Annotated in this window: 15 protein-coding genes and 1 pseudogene; 15 read left to right on the forward strand and 1 reads right to left on the reverse strand. The window is 60.7% G+C overall.

The genetic code is table 11. The annotated features are described in order from the left end of the window. Nucleotides 1-278: 278 nt before the first annotated feature. The 14 genes and pseudogenes from ACYZT0_RS12320 to ACYZT0_RS12385 all read left to right on the forward strand — a co-directional run. Nucleotides 279-517: pseudogene (locus tag ACYZT0_RS12320) on the forward strand (hypothetical protein); the annotation flags it as partial. A 69-nt stretch (nt 518-586) separates the two neighbouring features. Then, nucleotides 587-2,038 carry a DUF1254 domain-containing protein gene (locus ACYZT0_RS12325; protein WP_462046556.1) on the forward strand — a complete coding sequence of 484 codons (1,452 nt, stop codon included), beginning with the start codon at nt 587-589 and terminating at the stop codon, nt 2,036-2,038. 27 nt (nt 2,039-2,065) lie between these two features. Continuing rightward, entirely contained in the window at nt 2,066-3,469 is a 1,404-nt protein-coding gene (locus tag ACYZT0_RS12330) for a DUF1254 domain-containing protein (RefSeq protein WP_462046068.1), read from the forward strand. Between the two features lie 12 nt (nt 3,470-3,481). After that, nucleotides 3,482-4,435, forward strand: a complete 954-nt coding sequence (locus tag ACYZT0_RS12335; RefSeq protein ID WP_462046069.1) for a SphA family protein — start codon at nt 3,482-3,484, stop codon at nt 4,433-4,435. A gap of 12 nt (nt 4,436-4,447) precedes the next feature. Beyond that, nucleotides 4,448-5,491, forward strand: coding sequence for a hypothetical protein (locus tag ACYZT0_RS12340; protein ID WP_462046070.1), 1,044 nt, complete (start codon nt 4,448-4,450; stop codon nt 5,489-5,491). A 27-nt stretch (nt 5,492-5,518) separates the two neighbouring features. Continuing rightward, nucleotides 5,519-6,499, forward strand: a complete 981-nt coding sequence (locus ACYZT0_RS12345; protein WP_462046071.1) for an AAA family ATPase — start codon at nt 5,519-5,521, stop codon at nt 6,497-6,499. A 24-nt stretch (nt 6,500-6,523) separates the two neighbouring features. Then, nucleotides 6,524-7,462, forward strand: a complete 939-nt coding sequence (locus ACYZT0_RS12350) for a DUF58 domain-containing protein (protein WP_462046072.1) — start codon at nt 6,524-6,526, stop codon at nt 7,460-7,462. After that, nucleotides 7,459-8,064: a DUF4381 domain-containing protein gene (locus ACYZT0_RS12355; RefSeq protein ID WP_462046073.1), complete on the forward strand. Its 606-nt coding sequence runs from the start codon at nt 7,459-7,461 to the stop codon at nt 8,062-8,064. Before ACYZT0_RS12350 ends, ACYZT0_RS12355 begins: the two co-directional genes overlap by 4 nt. Next, nucleotides 8,051-9,043, forward strand: a complete 993-nt coding sequence (locus tag ACYZT0_RS12360) for a vWA domain-containing protein (RefSeq protein WP_462046074.1) — start codon at nt 8,051-8,053, stop codon at nt 9,041-9,043. The genes ACYZT0_RS12355 and ACYZT0_RS12360 overlap by 14 nt, the downstream gene beginning before the upstream one ends. A 1-nt stretch (nt 9,044) precedes the next feature. Beyond that, entirely contained in the window at nt 9,045-10,625 is a 1,581-nt protein-coding gene (locus ACYZT0_RS12365; protein ID WP_462046075.1) for a VWA domain-containing protein, read from the forward strand. Next, nucleotides 10,622-11,929: a hypothetical protein gene (locus tag ACYZT0_RS12370; protein ID WP_462046076.1), complete on the forward strand. Its 1,308-nt coding sequence runs from the start codon at nt 10,622-10,624 to the stop codon at nt 11,927-11,929. Before ACYZT0_RS12365 ends, ACYZT0_RS12370 begins: the two co-directional genes overlap by 4 nt. Beyond that, nucleotides 11,926-12,954: an HAD family hydrolase gene (locus ACYZT0_RS12375; protein ID WP_462046077.1), complete on the forward strand. Its 1,029-nt coding sequence runs from the start codon at nt 11,926-11,928 to the stop codon at nt 12,952-12,954. Before ACYZT0_RS12370 ends, ACYZT0_RS12375 begins: the two co-directional genes overlap by 4 nt. 73 nt (nt 12,955-13,027) lie before the next feature. Further along, nucleotides 13,028-14,614, forward strand: coding sequence for an arylsulfatase (locus ACYZT0_RS12380; RefSeq protein ID WP_462046078.1), 1,587 nt, complete (start codon nt 13,028-13,030; stop codon nt 14,612-14,614). 121 nt (nt 14,615-14,735) lie between these two features. Beyond that, complete coding sequence (locus ACYZT0_RS12385; protein WP_462046079.1) at nt 14,736-17,249, forward strand: spermidine synthase; 2,514 nt, start codon at nt 14,736-14,738, stop codon at nt 17,247-17,249. A 107-nt stretch (nt 17,250-17,356) separates the two neighbouring features. Here ACYZT0_RS12385 and ACYZT0_RS12390 read toward each other — a convergent pair whose 3' ends face one another. Then, complete coding sequence (locus tag ACYZT0_RS12390; RefSeq protein ID WP_462046080.1) at nt 17,357-18,028, reverse strand: DUF3313 domain-containing protein; 672 nt, start codon at nt 18,026-18,028, stop codon at nt 17,357-17,359. Between the two features lie 215 nt (nt 18,029-18,243). Here ACYZT0_RS12390 and ACYZT0_RS12395 point away from each other — a divergent pair, with 215 nt between their 5' ends. Continuing rightward, the gene (locus ACYZT0_RS12395; protein WP_462046081.1) at nt 18,244-20,595 is read left to right on the forward strand and encodes a tetratricopeptide repeat protein; all 2,352 of its coding nucleotides are present in this window, start codon (nt 18,244-18,246) and stop codon (nt 20,593-20,595) included. Nucleotides 20,596-20,719: the final 124 nt, after the last annotated feature.

A 20,719-nucleotide genomic window follows, 5' to 3' on the forward strand; every position in this document is an offset into this window, starting at 1 on the left:
GTGGTCAGGTGCGGTACATAGATATAGGGATGGGTTTATTTCGAGGGTCGGCACTGATCAAGCACTGTCGATTCAGGCGACGGCCATTCGCCGTCGCAAACCCTGCAAAACGCAAACGTGTACAAAAAAACCAAGAATTCCCCCCTTCGACTGGCGAACCCGGCGTTAGCTGCTAGCTTCAACAGACGTGTCCTACAGGCTTGAAAGGAAAAGAAATTACGCAGTAGCGGCCAATAAGTGCCGGGGCGTCCAAAGAGCCACGAAGGAACGGGGGAATCATGTCGAACACTGGGGAAGCACACGCCATGCAATTGGCGGCATCAATGGCGTCTGCCGTTTATGCCCACGCGGATAACGCCGATACGGCCAACAAAAGCAACAACCCGCTGAACCTGGCGCCCGGCGCAAACCTTCACGATGACTACGCCCACGCTATACCCACACCAACGACGCCCTGCTGCGCGGCACCTTGCCGATCAGCACTCGCCCCTGTCCAAACGGCGGCTACAGCACCGGTGAAATAGCAGGCCACAGTTCACGCTGTCCGCCGGGATCAACGTCACCTTTGGCAAATAAGGACTTTCATATGCACGGTGCAATTCGCGCAGCCGGTTTCAGCCTGATGACCATGTTCGTCAGTTGCGGCGTTGGTGCTCAGGAGCTCGATACGCGGATCGGCAAGATCGCGATGGAAGGCGAACTGCCGGCCCATGAATCGATCGCCAAACTGTACGCCGAGCTGGATTTCCAACAGGCGACCCAAAGTTATCTGTGGGCCTTGCCGCTGGTGTCCTACGCCCAGTGGCAGGAAGAATTCCGTGACAAGCTCGGCGCTCACAGCGGCGACCTGATGGTACTCAACAGTTACGAAGACAAGCTTGGCGTGATCACCGCCAACGCCACCACGCCGTACATCCTTGGCTTCGTCGACCTGAATGAAACCGGTCCGCTGGTGATCGATCTGCCGCCCGGCCCGACTGCGGGCGGCATCGGCGATTTCTGGCAGCGGGCGATCATCGATATGGGCCAGACCGGCCCGGACAAAGGCAAGGGCGGCAAGTACCTGGTCCTGCCACCAGGGGCACAGCCACCGGCGGATGCTGGCAAGTATTACCTCGCCAAATCGGAAACCATGAACGTGCTCGTGGGCTTTCGCGTCCTCGATCCGGACCCGGCCAAGGGCAAGGTGCTGGTCGAACAATTCAAGATGTACCCGTACGCCAAACGCGCCGAGCCGAGTAAAACGAAATTGCTCTCCCCCGGCGGCAAGGCCTGGTCCGGCACCCAGCCACGAGGCCTGGTGTATTGGGAACGCTTGCACCAGATCATCCAGAAAGAGCCGGTCAACGAACGCGATCGTTTCTACATGGCCATGCTGGCCAGCCTGGGGATCGAGAAGGATAAACCCTTCAACCCCAACGACAACCAACGCAAGGCGCTGGAACAAGGTGCGCAGGTCGGCGAGCTGATCGCCAAGGCCAACACCTTCGCCAAGCGCTTCCCCGGTGCGCAATTCTGGCCCGATCGTCAGTGGGACACCGTGCTGAACATCGCCGAGCCGTCCCAGCGCGTCGCTTACTACGACCAGTTGTGGGAACGCAGTGCCTGGTTCTACGAAGCGGTGACCAACACCAAAGGCATGGTTTCCAAGACACCGGGCCTGGGCCAGACCTACCTCGGCGCCTACACCGACGCCAAGGGCAACTGGCTCGACGGCGGCAAAAGCTATCGCCTGCACGTTGGCGCCAACCCGCCGGCCAAGCAGTTCTGGTCGATGACCGTCTATGACATCGACAGCCGTTGCCTGATCGACAACCCGCAGCGCAAGGCCGATCTGTCGTCCCGCCAGGACCTGAAAAAGAACGCCGACGGCTCGGTGGACCTGTACTTCGGCCCGACTGCGCCCAAGGACTTCGAGAACAACTGGGTGCAAACCGTGCCAGGCAAACACTGGTTCAGCTACTTCCGCCTGTACGCGCCCACCGAAGCCTATTTCGACAAAAGCTGGAAACTCGACGACATCACGGCCGTGGAATGACGCCCAAGTTTCAATAAAGGAAGCGCTATGAATAACCGCCTGTTGCTCACCGCCCTCTCGCTCACCCTGAGCACCAGCGTCTGGGCCGACTTCACCGCCACCCCGGAAGAAGCCCGTGGCATCGCCAAGGAAGCCTATTTGTACGGCTTTCCGGTGGTGGAGATGTACAAGACCCTCTACACCCAGGCCGTGGACAAAACGAGTCCGAACTTCAAGGCACCGTTCAATCAGATCGGCAACACCGCCAAGGCTTTCACTGCCAAAGACACTGCCTTCGTCACCCCGAACGCCGACACGCCCTACTCCTTTATCTGGATGGACCTGCGCGCCGAACCGCTGGTGCTGATCCTGCCGGCCATCGACGAGCACCGTTACTACTCAGTGCAATTGATCGACGCCTATACGCAAAACTTCGCCTATTTGGGCACCCGCAGCACAGGCAACAACGGCGGGCATTTCATGATCGCAGGTCCCGACTGGCAAGGTCAGCAACCGGTGGAAATGGATCGGCTGCTGCGCAGTGAGACCAAAATCGCCTACGCGCTGTATCGCACGCAGCTGTTCGATGAGAAGGACCTGGGCAAGGTCAAGGAGATCCAGAAAGGCTACACAGTCGAAACGTTGAGCCACTACGTCAAACAAAAAGCCCCGCCCGCCGCACCGAAAATCGACTGGCCGAAACCCTCGCCGACCATGAGCGAGACTCCGGACCTGTTCCGCTACCTGAACTTCATGCTGTCGTTCGCCCCGCCCCAAGACGCGGAAAAGGACCTGCTCGCACGCTTTGCAAAAATCGGTATTGAAGCCGGTAAGCCTTTCAAGCTGCAGGAACTCAAGCCCGAACAGCGCCAAGCCCTGGCAGACGGTATCAGCGATGCCAAAGCCGAGTTCGCCCAATTCAAAAAAGACCAGGTCGACACCCACCAGGTCACCAGCGGTGACTTCTTCGGCACTCGCGATCACCTCAACGGCAACTACCTGTACCGCTACGCCGGCGCCAACATGGGGATCTTCGGCAACTCGGCCGAAGAGGCGAATTACATCGGCTATTTCGTGGACGAGGATGGTCAGCCGGTCGATGCCTCGAAACACGATTACACCCTGCATTTCGACAAGGGCGCCCTGCCCCCGGCCGATGCGTTCTGGTCGCTGACCATGTACGACGGCAAGAACAAATTGCTGGTGGCGAATCCATTGAATCGTTACCTGATCAACTCGCGGATGTTGCCCAATCTCAAGCTTGATGCCGACGGTGGCCTGACCCTTTACGTGCAGCACAAGGCGCCGGCCAAGGACCTGCAGAGCAACTGGCTGCCAGCGCCGAAAGGCCCGTTTTATGGAGTCTTGCGCCTCTACCTGCCAAAACCGGAAGTCACCAGCGGCCAATGGAAAATGCCGCTCCTGACCCCCGTCAACTCACAAAAACAGTAAGCGGAGTCAGTCATGGTCAGGCCTTTTGTTGTGCGTCCTTTACTGGCCCTGTGCGTGATCGGCGCAAGCCCCTTGGGCTTTGCGACCGAGGGCGGTGTTGGCCGGCCGATCACCGGACAACAGGTGTTTTCCAATGCGGGGATCGTGCCGCCGGAACCGGGCTGGGTCATGTCCTTTACGAGCATCTGGTATGACGGCGATCTCAAGGGCAGCAAGGGCGTGCCGATTGTCGGTGAGGTCGGTGCCGACCTGGACATGAAAGTCTCCTACACCATGGCCAACTTCACCCATGTCTGGGACACCGGCAAGGGTCGCTGGAACTACGCCTCGGCCATCGGCGTGCCGGTGCAGTACACCGACGTCAACATCAGCATTACCGGCCCGCGCGGTCGGACGCTGGGCAGCGAAGACACCGGCACGCAGTTCGCCGACATGCTGATCACGCCGATCGCCGCCGGCTACCACTTCGACGAGGTCAACCATATCTCGTTGTCCCTGCCGATCTACGTGCCGACCGGTGCCTACAACGTCGATCGCCTGGCCAACCCCGGCCAGAACACTTACACCTTCATGCCCACCGTGGCGTTCACCCATCTGGATGGCAAAGGTGGCGAGTTCACCCTGTCGAGCGGCCTGGAGTTCTATACCGAGAACGACGAAACGGATTATCGCAACGGCAACATTTTCACCTTCGACGCGATGTGGACGCATGGCTTCGGCAATGGTTGGAGCGCCGGCCTGGTCGGCGGTTATGTCCAGCAGATCACCGACGACAAAGGCCAGACCGCTGACTCGCTCAATGGCTTTCGCGGTCGCTCGGTCGGCGCCGGTCCGGTGATTGGTTGGGCCGCCAAGTTCAATGATGCCCAGGCCAGCGTCAGCGCACGTTGGGTGCCCGAGTTCGACACAAAGAACCGCCCGGAAGGTAACGGTGCTGCCATCAACCTGACGTTAGCGTTTTTCTAGGAGTGACCAAGGATGGCCATCGGTTCCAGATTGTCCTTATGCAGCGTGTTGTTCAGCGGTTTCGCCTGCGCCAGCGGTGACTTGCCCGCCCTTGGCAGCACACCGGCGCAACCCGTCGCCAAGGGTGACCCAGAGACCTGCCATCGACTGCAACAGGACTTCGACATCGACTTGAAAAAGGTCGTGGCGGCTGGCTGCGATCCGTCCACGGAACAGATTGCCAAGCTGATGGACAACCCGGTGGGCAATCTGGTGCTGCTATTCAACCAGTTCGACTACACCGCGCTCAAAGGCCCGAACAGCAATGGCACACGCATGTTGGGCAAATACAGTTTCATGCCGACCTTCCCGATATCCCTCGGTGAAGACTGGAACCTGATCAACCGCCTGCCCATCAGCTACGTCAGCGCCCCGGTCAACCGCAAGGCCGGCAACCTGATCGGCATGGGCCCCAATGAGCTACTGCATGACCGCGGCGACTTTACCTCGGTGGTGCAGGACCCGTTCGACCGTACCAGCGGTTTCGGCGACCTGGCTTATGTCGGTGTGTTCTCGCCCAAGGAACCGATCCGCTTCGCCGGGGGCGGCAAGATGGTCTGGGGTTTCGGCCCGACGGCGATGTTCCCCACCGCTGAAGAAGACGTACTGGGCACCGGCAAATACTCCCTCGGCCCGGCGTTAGTCGCCGCCTATCTGGGTGAAGACTGGACCTTGGGGCTGTTCCCGCAACACTGGTGGTCGGTGGCTGGCGACAGCAAGCGCAAGGACGTTAGCCTGACCAACATTCAATACTTCATCCAGCGCAACATCCCCGGCCCCGAGCAATGGCGAGTCGGCATGACGCCCAACGTCACCGTCAACTGGAAGGCCGAAGGCGGCAACAAAGTCACCTTCCCGATTGGCCTCGGCGCCGGGCGAATCTTCAACTTCGGCAAGTTGCCGGTGCGGATTTCCGGGGAGATCCAGTACTCGGCCATTCACCCGGAAGACCTGATCAGCAGCCGCTGGAATTTCCGCTTGTCGTTCATTCCAGTCATTCCGACATTCATGTTTTGAGCATGCCTTTGAGAAAGGGAACATCCCATGACTGCGCTCCAAGACCTCAACGCCCTGCAAGCCAGTATCGCCGAAGCCGTGCTCGGCCAGGACCAGGTGATCCGCCAGATCATTCTTGGCCTGTTGGCCAACGGGCACTTGTTGCTCGAAAGCTTGCCGGGCCTGGCCAAGACCCGCACGGTCAAGGCGCTGGCTAAACACCTGGACGCGAAGATGAGCCGCATCCAGTTCACCCCCGACCTGCTGCCGTCGGACATCACCGGCGCCGAGGTGCTGCACCAAATCGATGGCAAGAACGAGATCCAGTTCCAGCCCGGCCCGCTGTTCGGCAATCTGATTCTGGCGGATGAAATCAACCGCGCCCCGGCCAAGGTTCAGGCTGCACTGCTGGAAGCCATGGAAGAACGGCAAATCACCGTGGCCGGCAATAGCCATGTGCTGCCGGAGTTGTTCATCGTGGTGGCGACCCAGAACCCGATCGAGCAGGAAGGGACTTACCCGCTGCCGGAAGCGCAGATGGACCGGTTCCTGATGAAGGTTTTGCTGGACTACCCGAGCGCGGAAAACGAAAGCCAGGTGCTGCGCCTGTTACGTGAAGAAGAGTTTGCGCTGGGCGCCAAAACAGCTGCGGTGCAGGGCTTCGCGCTGTCCCGGGACGTGATCTTCGCGGCGCGTCGGGAAGTCAGCGCCGTTCATGTGTCTCCGGCGATCGACCGCTACCTGATCGACCTGATCAATGCCACTCGCCACCCGGCCGATTACGATGCCGACCTCGGCCGCTGGATCAGCATTGGCGCCAGCCCTCGCGGCGGCATCAGCCTGGATCGCTGCGCTCGCGCCGATGCCTGGTTGCAAGGGCAGGATTTCGTCTCGCCCGATAACGTCCGCGCCGTGGTGCATCCGGTGCTGCGCCATCGTTTGCAGCTGAGCTATGACGCGGTGGCGGACGGTGTGACGGCTGATCAGGTGCTTGATCGCCTGCTCGACAAAGTCGCGATTCCGGCCTGAGGTTGAAAATGGCTGAGGTTGAAAATGGATAGTGTCGACGGTCTGGTCTATGTCTCTCTGGCGCAGTTAATGGCCCTGGAGTTCAAGGCGCGTGACCTGAGTTTTGTGGCGCGTCAGCCGCAGGGCAGCACCCTCGCCGGCAACCACGCCTCGCGCCTGCGCGGCCGTGGTTTGAACTTCGATGAGCTGCGCCGCTATCAGCCGGGGGACGACTTGCGTCATCTGGACTGGCGGGCGTCGCTGCGCACCGGCAAACCGGTGGTTCGCACCTTCACCGAAGAGCGCGACCGCCCGGCGTTGATGTTGGTAGACCAGCGCATGTCGATGTTCTTCGGCTCCCAGCGCAGTTTCAAATCCGCCATTGCCGCCGAACTCGGGGCGCTGGCGGCATGGATGGTGTTCAATGCGGGAGATCGGGTCGGTGGCCTGGTGTTCAACGATTTACGAATCGACAGCATCGCCCCGCTGCGCAGCCGTAAACGCGTCGAAGCGCTGTGCAGTCGCATCGTTCAGCAGAATCAGCAGCTGAACGCAGCCAATCCGGATGCCGAAGGTGAGGACCAACTTGACAAGGTTTTACAGCATTGCCTGGCGGTGGCCGGTCACGATCACCTGATTTGCATCGTCAGCGACTTCGCCGGTGCCGGTGAGCGCACTTTGCAGTTGATGCGGCAATTGGCGGCTCACAACGATGTGATTGCCATGCAGGTCTACGACCCGTTGGCGCTGAACCTGCCGAAGAACGGGCGTTTGCTGATCACTCAAGGCCAGCTGCAGGTGGAACTCGCCGTCGAGCAACGCAGCGTTCATCAGCCGTTGGGGGATTTTCTCAGTGGCCGGCTCAAGGACGTTGCTACGTTGCTGCGACGCAGTCAGGTGCCGCTGATGATGTTCAGCACCGCCACCGAGGCGCAGGAACAATTGCGCGCCGAACTGGGCAAGCTCGGCGGAGGTCGGCGATGAACCCGAACATCCCGAGCATCGAGCAGCTCAAGGAGATCGCCCTGCCCACGCCGGTCAGCTATGCGCCGCAGACGTGGGGTTGGTGGGTGTTGCTCTGCCTGTTGGTGATTGCCGTTTTACTGGTCAGCGCACGGAGGTATTGGCAGTGGCGGCGGGACCGGTATCGGTGCGAGGCGCTGGTGCGGTTGGTTGAGTTGCAGAATAGCGATGATCCGCTGCAAGCCTTGCGCGAACTCCCGGAACTGCTCAAACGAGTAGCCCTGTCGATGCCCACCGATAGGAACACAAAACCTGTGGGAGCGAGCTTGTCTCCAGGCGGCTATCCGACGATGAGGCTCGCACATTCAAAATCCCTGTCGACTGACCTGACGCCATCGCGAGCAAGCTCGCTCCCACAGAGTCCCGCGGCGCTAGGGAAAGAGGAGTGGCAATTCTTCTTGCAGCGGCACAGTTCGCAGCCGTTGCCCGCGGACTTCAGCCAACAACTGGTGCAGTTGGCCTATGCGCCCGATTCAACGTTACTGGCCCTGCCGACCGAACACCGCCAACACCTGTTCGCCACCTGCAAACACTGGGTGGAGCATCACCATGTGGCAGCTTGATTACCCTTGGCTGCTAATCCTTTTGCCGCTGCCGTGGTTCGGCTATCGCTACCTGCCCTATTACTGCGAAGCTCGCAGCGCCGTGCGTGTGCCGTTCTTCGCTGCCATGAGCCGCGCGATCGGTCAGGCGCCCAGCCAGGCCGGGACTCGCAACAATCGCTGGCAGTTGCTGCTGAACCTGCTGGTCTGGGCGCTATTGCTGCTGGCGGCCGCTCGCCCGGTGTTCGTCGAAAAACCGATCGAGCGCCAGCAACCGGTGCGTGACCTGATGTTGGCCATCGACATTTCCCAGTCCATGGAAACCACCGATTTCACCGACGCCAACGGCCAGAAGATCAACCGTCTGGAGGCGGTCAAGGAGGTGGTTCATGGCTTTATCGACAAGCGCAAAGATGATCGGCTGGGCCTGATCGTGTTCGGCAGTGGTGCTTATCCGCAGGCGCCGCTGACCCTCGATCACGCCAGCCTGTCGCTGTTACTGGACGACACCGGCATCGGCATGGCCGGGCCCAATACGGCCATCGGCGACGCCATCGGCCTGAGCCTGAAACTGCTGGACCAGGCCCACGAACAGGAAAAATTCCTGATCCTGCTCACCGACGGCAACGACACCAGCAGCGCAATCACCCCGGATCACGCGGCGTCCATGGCGGCCGCCAAAGGCGTGGTGATTCATACCATCGGCATCGGTGACCCTGACGCCTCCGGCGAAGCCAAAGTCAATCTTCAAGGGTTGCAGCAAATTGCCGAAGCCACTGGCGGAAAGTTTTTCCGCGCGGAGGACCGCAACGCGCTGGATCAGGTCTACAGCACCCTCGACAAGCTCACCCCGCATCAAGTGAAAACCCTCAGCCACCAGCCCAAGCGCGATCTGTTCGGGTGGCCACTGGGTGCAGCCATCGGTTTGCTCGCGCTCTATCACTTGGGCGCCCTGCTCCGTCCACACCTGACACTCGCGCGTCAGCGGCAGGAGGCTTGAGATGGAGATCAATCTCAGTAACTTCCATTTCCTGCGTCCACTGTGGCTGTTGCTGATGCCGTTCGCCGCGCTGCTCCCGATGCTTTGGCACCGCAGCCGCGACGTGCAACGACGCTTGCGCAGCAACATTGCCGAGCACTTGTTGCCGCATTTACTGATTACGCCCCAGGATCAACAGCGCTTTCGGCCCGTGCATCTGGTCTGCGCTTTGTTGATGCTGGGCGCCATCGCTGCGGCCGGCCCGACCTGGGAACAGGACCGTCCGGCATTTTTGGAAAACCGTGCGCCGCTGATCATCGCCATCGACCTGTCGCCCTCCATGGACGCCAACGACGTGCAGCCAAGCCGCCTGGAAGCGGCCAAACACAAGCTGCATGACCTGATTCAGCGTCGTGCCGAGGCGCGCAGCGGGTTGATCGCCTACGCGGGCAGCGCGCATCTGGTACTGCCGCCGACCGACGATCCGGCACTGCTCGACACCTTCATTCAGGCCCTGAGCACCGACCTGATCGGCCAACCGGGGAAAAATGTCGGCGCGGTGATCGAGCAAGCCAAACGCCTGTTAATTGCCGAGAAGAATCCAGGAACCCTGCTGCTGATCACCGATGGTGCTGACACCTCGGCACTCAGCGGTCTGGACAAGCAACTCGGCGACAGCGCGTTGCAAATGCTGATTCTGGCCATCGGCAGCGAGGACGGCGGGATCATCCACGACGCCAACGGGCAGCCACGTACCAACAGCAACGGTCGTCCGGCACTCGGCCGTTTCGATCAAGCAGCACTCAAGCAACTGGCGTCGGCCGTCGATGCACCGTTGGGCAGCCTGACGCTCAATGATGACGACCTGGACTGGATCGAGCTGCACGCCCAACAGCATTTCCAGGCTGCCCTCGATGAGCAGCGTGAGGTGCACTGGAAAGACGCCGGTTACTGGCTGTGCTGGCCCCTGTTGCTGATCGCCTTCTTCAGCGTGCGCAAGGGTTGGAGCCTGAACTGGATGGCTGGGTGGTTGCTGGCACTGGGCATCGGATTTCCGCCAGCACCGGCCGAGGCCAATGCGTTGACCGATGCCTTCTTCACCCCGGACCAGCAAGGCCGCTGGGCCTTCGAGCATGAGCACTTCCCGCAGGCCGCCGCACTTTTCGTCGATCCCTACTGGAAAGGTATCGCGGCTTACAACGCCGCCGATTTTGACCTTGCACTGGCCAGCTTTGCCCGCCTGGAAACACCGCAGGCGTATTTTTACCTGGGCAACATTTACGTGCGCCGCTTCAAGTTTGAAGAGGCCATTGCGGCGTATACCCAGGCGTTGAAGTTGCAGGCGCAATTCCCTGAAGCCACCGCCAACCTGGCCTTGACCATCGCCTTGCAGAAAGACACCGAAAGCGCCGAACAGAACGCACCCGAGGTCAAACCCGACGAAATCAAAATGGACAAGGCACCGGGCAAGGGCCAGAGCAAAGCGGTCGAGACCGAGCAGGCGGCGTCGGATGAGCTGTGGTTGCAGAACCTCAGTACGTCGCCGGCGAAATTCTTGAAGCAGAAATTCAGTTTGCAGGATCAGGCAGGGGGCAAGCCATGAACATGCGCCTCCTGATGCTTGGCTGCCTTATCAGCCTGAACACTGTCGCCGCCGAACCCGAGCTGCGAATCCAGGCCCGCCTGCATGCCGCCGACCCGGTCATGGTCGGCGGCATGCTGGAACTGCAACTCGATGTCCTCACCGATAGCTGGTTCACCGATGCCCCCACCCTGCCCGACCTGAAGCTATCCGGCGCACTGGTCATGCCCCCCGACGGCCACGCGGAACATCTGAACCAGACGCTCGACGGCAAGTCGTTCAATGGCTTGCGCTACAGCTACCTGATCACCCCGAATCTGGCCCAGGGTTTCGACATCCCGGCGTTGACGGTGCGCGCCACACCCGGTCAGGCCAGCACGCCGTTGACCGCGCAAAGCCAGCCTCTGCACTTTCGCGCCACACAACCCCCGGAATTCAAGGCCGGCGAGCCGGTGCTGGTGGCCCAAGGGCTGCGTTTCACGCAAAACATCGTCAACTCGGCGACACCCCTGAAGGTCGGTGACAGCATCACCCGGCAACTGACGCTGCAGGCCGACGACGCTTTGGCCATGTCGCTGCCAACGCCGTCACTGGGCGATGTCACCGGCCTGAGCCGTTATCCGAGAGCACCGCAAATCAGCAACCTCGACGACGGTCGCGGTCACTTCAACGGCGGCCAGCGCATCGACACCGCGACCTATCGGATTGACACCGAAGGCCGCCACAACCTGCCGGCGATCGAGCTGAAATGGTGGGACGCCAGCACCCGACAGACCCGCACGGCCCAAGTCCCGGCCGTGACCTTCGATGCCGCGGCCAACAGCGCGTATCGCCCGGTGTTTTCGATCACCAAAGACCTGAAAACACTGGGTCAGCGGGGTCGCATGCATCTCTCCGGGCACTGGCTGGTGCTTTTTGCGTTGCTGTTGGTCGTGACATTGCTCGGCTGGTTTGCCCGTCCGCTCGTCCATCGTGCGTACCTTGATGCGCAGTCGCGACGCCGCGCCCGACACGCCGCGTGGCTGGAGTCTGCCGACTACGCCTGGCGGCAGATTCCGGCGCAAATCGACGCCAGACCCGCACAGTTGAGCGCCCTGTACCTGTGGGCCAGACGCAGCCGGATGGGCCTGAAACTGACGAACTATGGCCCGCGCCTGCAAGACCTGTTGCGTGCCTGTTACAGCCGCCAGCAGACCGAAGATCACGCGCTGCGCCATCTCAAGCAATCCTTGGCTACGCTGCATAGTCAGGCCAAACGCAACAAAGATTCAGTCGCACCCGCGTTACGCCCACTCAATCCCGTTCACGGAAAGGATTTCCCATGACGAATCCGATATCGCTCCGCCACCGTTACGGGCTGACGCTGCTGTTAACCCTTGCGCTGAGCCTGCCGGCGCTGGCCCAGACCAGCGAGCCCCTGCCCTCGTGGAGCGACGGCCCGGCGAAAAAGAACATCATCGAATTCGTCCAGGCAGTGACCGATCAAAGCAGCAAGGACTTCGTCAAACCCACCGATCGTATCGCCGTGTTCGACAACGACGGAACGCTGTGGAGCGAGCAGCCGATGTACTTCGAATTGCTGTTCGCCCTGGAAGAGGTCAAGCGCACCGCACTGCAGCACCCGGAATGGAAAACCACCCAACCCTTCAAGGCCGTGCTGGAAAACGATCACAAGGCCTTAGGCGAGTCGGGCATGGACGGCATCCTGAAAATCTTCGGCGCCACCCACACCGGCATGACCACCGAAGCCTTCGACGACTACGCCAAAACCTGGCTGACCCAGGCGCGCCATCCGAAAACCGGTAAGCCCTACACCGAGATGATCTTCCAGCCCATGCTGGAAATGCTCGATTACCTGCGCAGCCAGAACTTCAAGACCTACATCGTCTCCGGCGGCGACACCGCGTTCATGCGCGCCTTCGCCGAGAAGGTCTACGGCATTCCGCCGGAGCAAGTCATCGGCACCACGTTTGTCACCGCCTACCAGCTCAAGGACGGCCAACCGTCGATCCTGCGCACCGCCAAACTGGCCCACAACGATGACGGCCCAGGCAAACCGGAAAGCATCGACGCGGTCATTGGCCGGCGTCCGATCCTCGCTTTCGGCAACTCCGACGGCGACCTGCAAATGCTGCAATGGACCGCCGCCGGACCCGGCAAACGCTTCATGGGGCTGGTGCATCACACCGACGCCAAACGCGAATGGGCCTATGGCCGCAAATCCGATATCGGTCGTCTGGACAAGGCGCTGGACGAAGCAAAAACCCGTGGCTGGACTATCGTGGATATGGCCGCCGAATGGCGCCGCGTCTATCCGTTCGAAGCCGCTGCCCCCGAGCACGTGCAATAAAAAAGCGTAACGCAGGACTGCAAAAAACGTTTGTCGCACTCAGCGACGCAAGTGAGTAAAAGGAGCAAGTCAGATGACTCGCATACGCAAGTGGCTACCGAAACTCGCCCTGGTGGCGGCGTCGGTCATGGCGATTTCGGCAACTGCCGGAGCCGCTGAAAAACCCAACATTCTGGTCATTTTCGGCGATGACATCGGCCAGACCAACATCAGCGCCTATTCCATGGGCGTGGTCGGCTACAAGACGCCGAACATCGACCGGATTGCCAAAGAAGGCATGATGTTCACCGACTATTACGCGGAGAACAGTTGCACTGCCGGACGTTCGTCGTTCATCACTGGCCAGACGCCCCTGCGTACCGGTCTGTCGAAAGTCGGCGCGCCTGGCGCCACGGTGGGTCTGCAAAAGCGCGATATCACCATCGCCCAGGCACTCAAGTCCCAGGGCTACGCCACCGGCCAGTTCGGCAAGAACCACTTGGGTGACAAGGACGAATACCTGCCGACCAACCACGGTTTCGACGAGTTCTTCGGCAACCTGTATCACCTCAATGCCGAGGAAGAACCCGAGCGTCCGTACTGGCCCAAGGACGACCCTGAGTTCGTCAAGGCAAACTCCCCGCGTGGCGTGATTCATAGCTTCGCTGACGGCAAGATCGAAGACACCGGCGCGCTGACCACCAAGCGCATGGAAACCATCGACGACGAAACCACCGCCGCCGCGCAGGCGTTTATCGAGAAACAGGCCAAGGCGGACAAACCGTTCTTCGTCTGGATGAACACCACCCGCATGCACCTGTTCACCCACGTGCGCGAGTCGATGAAGGGCCAAAGCGGCATGCCCGGCAACGAGTATGCGGATGGCATGCTCGAGCATGACGGTGACGTCGGCAAACTGCTGAAAACCCTCGATGACTTGAAAATCACCGACAACACCATCGTCGTCTACACCACTGATAACGGCCCTAACCAGTTCTCCTGGCCGGACGCGGCGACCACGCCGTTCCGTAACGAGAAGAACTCCAACTGGGAAGGCGCCTACCGTGTGCCGGCGATGATTCGCTGGCCGGGCAAAGTCAAGGCGGGTGAGGTCTCCAACGAGATGTTCTCCGGCATGGACTGGTTCCCGACCTTGCTGGCTGCAGCGGGCGACGCCGGCGTGAAAGACAAACTGCTCAAAGGCTGGGCACCGACTTCAGGCGGCACCAACTTCAAGGTGCATCTGGACGGCTACAACCAACTGCCTTACCTGACCGGTCAATCGCCTAAAGGCGAGCGCAAGGAGTTCTACTACTTCAACGATGACGGCGTGCTGGTGTCGATGCGTTTCGACAACTGGAAAGCCGTGTTCTGCGAGCAACGCGCACCGGGCGGCTTCAAGGTCTGGAGCGAACCGTTCGTATGCCTGCGGGTGCCGAAAATCCTCAACCTGCGGATGGACCCGTATGAACGCGCCGACGTGGTTTCCGATCAGTATTACGATTGGGCAACCAAAAACGTCTATCTGGTTGCTCAAGCGGTCACCAAGTCTGCGCAGTTCCTGCAGACCTTCATCGAGTACCCGCCAAGCCAGAAACCGGCCAGCTTCAGCGTTGACCAGATCCGTGCTGCCGTGGATGCGAAGATCGCCGAAAAAATGAAAAATCAGCCTGCACAGTAAGACGGCATGACGCCGCTCGCCCTCCCCGGCGAGCGGCCCTATTTTTTGCGAGGCACCCTGATCATTCCCACGCAGAGCGTGGGAACGATCAAACTTCAGACCCTGCACAAGGCAATCCGCAATGTCCTCACGTGTCACCAGCAAGTCGTCGGCCCTACCTGCCACTCAGATCAAAGCCCCGGCGTTGCTGATTCCCGCCATGCTGCTGTTCGTCTCCGGTGCCGCGGCGCTGGTGTATCAGGTGCTGTGGATCAAGCAGTTGTCGTTGGTAGTGGGCGTCGAGGTCTACGCGATCACCACCGGGATCAGCGCATTTTTTGCCGGACTGGCATTAGGCGGTTTGCTGTTCGGCCGGTGGGCCGATCGCTTGCAGCAGCCGGTTTTGCTCTATGCCGGGCTGGAAGTGCTGGTGGCCGTGCTCGGTGTCGGAGCGACCTTCGCCATGAGCTTCGCGGCCAGCCCGTTTGCCTGGCTGGAGCAACAAGTGGGCCTGCTGGCCTGGGTGTTGCCGTTTGCGTTGGTGGGCATTCCGGCGCTGCTGATGGGCGGCACCCTGCCGGTTTTGGTTCGCTCGTTGGCAGCGCACCCGCAACAGCTGGGCAAGGCCGGCGGCCAGCTCTATGCGGCGAACACCGCCGGGGCCATCGCCGGCACCCTGCTCGCGGCGTTTGTGTTGATTGCGGCCCTCGGTGTACGCGGCAGTGCCTTGGCTGCGGCCATGCTGAACCTGCTCGCCGCCGCCGGTGCCTTGTGGTTTCAACGCCATCGCTCATTGCCGAACGAAGCGCCGGTCAAGCATCACGCCAACAAAGCACCCGATCGCATTGCCCTGTGGCTTTACTCAATCGCTGGTGGCGTGGCCCTCGGTTACGAAGTGGTCTGGTCGCAGTCCATCGTGCAGTTCATGAGCACTCGTACTTACGCCTTTGCGGTGGTGCTGGCGACGTACCTCACCGGGCTGTTTCTCGGCAGCATCCTGCTGGCCCGTCGGGTTGATCGCATTCGCGATCCCTGGGGTGTGTTCGGTTTGCTGATTGCCGGTGCCGGGCTCGTCGCGCTGCTGGAAATCGCCTTGCTCGGACGCTGGCTGGTGGTCGCCCAAAGCCTGGCCGAAACCTGGGTGTTGTCGTTGGGTGCGAGTGAGCTGCTGGGCATGAGTGCACGGTTTGCGGTGGCGGCATTGAGCATCGTGTTCGTACCGACGCTGCTGCTCGGTGCCGCATTTCCCCTCGCCCTGCGTTTGAGCGTCGGCCGCGAGCGGGTCGGTCAGGATGTCGGCGCAGTGGTGGCGTTCAATACGTTGGGCGGGATTGTCGGGGTGATGCTCTGCGGCTTTGTGCTGACCCCATGGCTGGGGCTGGTCCGGACCCTCGGATTGCTGGCGATCATCGCCGCCGGGATTGGCTATTTCGCGGTGCGCAAAGGTCACCATGTGAAGAAAGGCCGGCGTCAGGCCGTGGTCGCTGTCGGCCTGCTGTCGATTGCGATGGCCGTTTTTACGCCAGTCAACAAACTCGCCCTCCTGCTTCCCGGCGCGCGCAACGCGACGTTGGCTTTCTACGAAGAAGGACGCGGTGGAACTGTCGCGGTGGTCACTCAGGGCAAGGGGCAGAAAGCGTTCCAGCGTTTGTACATTCAGGGCGTGTCCAATACCGGCGACGCCATGCCATCGCTGCGCTACATGCGTATCCAGGCGCTGCTGCCGCTGCTGATCCACAATGGCGAACCGCGCTCGGCGCTGGTGATCGGTTTTGGTACCGGCATCACCGCTGGCGCCCTGACGCGCTATCCGGGGCTGGAACACCGTGTCGTGGCAGAGTTGCTGCCGTCGGTGGTCAAAGCCGCGCCGTTGTTCAAAGGCAACTTCAATGCGGCCGCTGACCCCAGCGTTGACGTACGCCTGCACGATGGCCGGCAGGAATTGCTGCGCAACCCACAACGCTACGACTTGATCACCCTGGAACCGCCACCGCCCTCCGCTGCTGGCGTGGTGAATTTGTATTCCCGGGACTTCTATCAGTTGGCCGCCAGCCGCCTGGAGACCAAGGGCCTGGTCGCTCAGTGGTTGCCGCTGCCCACCCAGAACATCGACGATTCGCGCTCACTGGTGCGCAGCTTTCTCGACGTCTTCCCCTACGCCACGCTGTGGACCAGCGAGTTTCACGAAATGCTGCTGGTGGGTTCGATGGAACCGATCGAACTGGATGTGGCGAAAATCAGCCAACGCTTCCAACAGGAATCGGTGCGCAGCACCTTGCAGGACGTGGGCATTGGCTCCGCTGCAGCGTTGCTCTCGACCTGGGTCACCGATCGTGCGGGCCTGGAACGTTTCGCCGCCGACGCCCAACCCGTGACCGACGAACAGCCGCGGATCGAATATGCGCCGTGGGTGCAGGCCAAGGAGATCAGCCGCGTACTGCCGGCCTTGCTCGATTTACGTCAGCCGCCGGTGCTGGTGAACGCCGATGCGGGCTTCAACGAACGGATGAACGCACACCAGCAGCGCCTGATGCAGTTTTATCGGGCGAGCCTGCATGCTTATGACGGTGACCGCGACGCGTGGGCCCGGGATATTCGCGAGGTGATGCGCGGGGATGGCGGGAATCCGTATTTCCGGTGGTTTGTCGGGGAGTGATGCAGCCCCTCACGATCGTTCCCACGCTCTGCGTGGGAATGCAGCCCGGGACGCTCTGCGTCCTATTGGAACGAGGCATTCCTTTGCTGCGCGTGGGAACGATCAACCTACTTGGACTTGAGCTTCAAATACGACTGATGCAGATCGGAGGCCCAGCCATCGATCACACCTTTCACATCATCGGCCTTCATCACCTGAGACTCGTTTTCCAAGGGTTTACCCGTGCCTTTGCGCACGACCTGCGCCAACACATGATTGTTGGCGCCATCGAGAAACACCGCCTCGGTGGCCAGGTCGGTTTCCTGATCGCGGATACCACTGGCCGTACTCACCGCCGCTGCCACCAGGGCGATAGGGATCACTTCATAAGGCTTCAGGCCTTCGGTCTTGCTGCTCACGGCGGTGATGGCGGCGCGCACCACAATCACACCCGGACCAGGGCCTGCTGCCAACGGCAGGGATTTACCGATTTCGCGCTTGAGGGCCTGATCGTAGTAATTGGTGATTCCATTCAGGGTGGTCTGCGGGATTTTCACGGTCGGTTGAGGTTTGGGATAGAGCTGGGTCGGTTCGATGTAGACACTGGTGAACGTGTTGATGTCGAGTTTAGGGTCCATCCAGCGCATCACCGTGGCGCCCGATGGTGACTTGGCCTCCTTGAGCTGGCTGTAGTCCTTGAGAAACCCCGAATACTGACCCGGTTCAACCACTTTACTGGAGCAGCCCACCACTCCGATCGACGCAATGCACAGAGTGCTCATCATTAACGCTAGCTTCATGCTGTAACTCCTGTCAGTAGCTCGACACCAGTACGAATAAGGGTGTTACAGGTATAGCCAATGCAGCGCAGTCTGTTTGAAAAAAAATCACTATTCATCTAACGCGCGCACAGCGGATCACAACGGTCATTTGACAGACGCCGGCCATCCGGCAAAGCTGCATCGAGCTTGAACGCGCGCCTGACGGCAAACGTCCCCGGACTATGGAAGTCGCAATGCCGAAACATAAAAAAAAAGCGGTACACCCAAACCCTGATTCGCCACCGACCTTGTTTAACCGTTACCTGTTTCCCGTCACCCTCGGCGTCTTGCTATTGGCCGTCGCGGGCATCGGCTGGTTTTTGCTCAGCAGCAAACCGGCCCCCGTGACCTATGCGCCTTTCAGTACTCCAGTGGCTCAGCCGGCCAAACCGCAACCAGTCGCCCTGTCGCCGGCAAAGATGGTCGATGAGCAACAATGCCAGGGCTGCCACAACGAGCAGGTCAGGGACTGGCAAGGCTCCCATCACCAATTGGCGATGCAGGAGGCCAATGGCGAGACGATGCTGGGCGACTTCAATAACGCCACCTTCAAAGCGGAAAGCGAAACCACCCGCTTCTCGCGCAAGGGCGACGGATTCTGGGTCAACACCCCCGGCATTGATGGCAAGAATGCCGACTTCAAGGTCGCCTACACCTTCGGCATCGCGCCATTGCAGCAATACCTGATCGAGGTCGGTGAAGGTCGGTTGCAAGCCCTCGGCGTGGCCTGGGATACCGAGAAGCACCGCTGGTTTCACCTCTATCCGGGCCAGGGCGTGAACTTCAAGGATCCGCTGCACTGGAGCAAACCGAGCCAGAACGCCAACTTCATGTGCGTCGAGTGCCACACCACCGGTTACAAGCGCAATTTCGATGCCGCGAAAAACACCTTCGAGAGTCACTGGAACAGCCTCGGTGTCGGTTGTCAGGCTTGCCATGGTCCGGCCTCCAATCACCTGGAATGGACGGCAAAAAAAGGTGACTTGATCCATGCCGGTTTTGCCGTCGACCTGAAGGATAAGAACGCCACCGTCGAAATCGAAACCTGTGCCCGCTGCCACTCGCGCCGCGCGCCGCTGGGCGACGGCTTCACCGTTGGCAAGCGCCTGATGGATGACTACCTGCCGAGCACCCTGACCCGCGAGTTGTACGCACTGGACGGCAAGATCAAGGATGAAGTGTTCGAACACGGCTCCTTCGCCCAGAGCAAAATGTTCGACAAGGGCGTGCGTTGCAGCAACTGCCACAACCCGCACAGCACTGAACTCAAGGCGCCGGGCAACGGCGTCTGCCTGCAATGCCATAACACCGCCGGCAAAACCTCAGTGGAAGGTGTCGACGGCAAGGGCCTGCAAGCGAAGAACTACGACGCCATCGAACACACCCGCCACACCATGGGTCAGCCCGGTTCGCAGTGCGTGGATTGCCACATGCCTGGCAAGTTCTACATGGGCAATGACTTCAGGCATGACCACAGCTTCAGCATCCCCAACCCTGAGCGGGCGAAAAAACTCGGCACGCCGGACGCTTGCCTGACCTGTCACCAGGGCAAGGCTGGCGACAAGGTCACCGAGCAATTCAAGCTCTGGAACACCCCCACCGCGCAGGCACCACGTTACGACGAGAGCCTGTGGCTGATTCGCAACGGTCAACCCGGCGCGGCACAAGCCTTGTACGAGCAGCTTCAGCGCAGCAATCTGCCAGCGATCCAGCGCGCGACCCTGCTGGCCGAGCTGCCGCTGTATCCAAGCGAACAGGCGTTGAAACTGGCCACCCAGGACTTGAGCCATCCGGCACCGCAAGTGCGTGAAAGTGCCGTTCGGGCAATCAGCGCGTTCCTGCCGCCACTTGAACGCGCGTCGCGGCTGACGCCGTTACTGGGCGACCCGGTGAAGGCTGTGCGGAGTGTCGCGGCCCGGGATCTGCTGAGCACGGCTCGTAATGGCCTGGGTAGCGCCCAGGACAAGTGGAATGCGGCCATCGCCGAATACGAGGAGGTCCAGAAGAGCCTGGCCGAACGCGCCGAAGCCAACCTCAACCTGGCCATGCTCTATCAGGCCAGCGGTCGCAGCGCAGAAGTCGAAGCGTTGCTGCGCACCGCCCTCAAGCGCGACCCGGATTTCTACCCGGCGCTGGTCACACTGGTGCAATGGTTTGAAGCGGGCGGACGCGGTCAGGAAGCTCAGGCGCTGCTGGAGCAAAGCCTGAAAGAACACCCGGACGCCGCCTTGCTGCAACATACCCAAGGCCTGTCGCTGGTGCGCGCGGGCAAACCTGCCCAGGCCATGCCGGCCCTGCGCAAAGCCGCGCAACTGGAGCCTCAAAACGCCCAATACGGTTACGTGTTGGCGGTGGCGTTGCACGACAGCGGCAAGGTCGATGAGGCGTGCGAAGAGCTGGAGCGATTGTTGAAAGAACAGCCGGCCAATCGTAATGCGCGGTTGTCGTTGATCCAGTACTACCTGGACAACGGGCAGGAGCCCAAAGCCCAGGTATTGCTGCAAGGCTGGAAGAAAATGAACATGGGGGATCCGGCGTTGAAGTGACCCGGCGTACATCCTTGAAATCCCCCCCTCACCCCAACCCTCTCCCCACGGGGGCGAGGGGGAAATGGAGCCGATCTCCATGCTGTTCAAACTTGAGTTCGACTCGATATCTCAGGTCGATGCA

This window comes from Pseudomonas sp. ZS1P83, assembly GCF_054897825.1.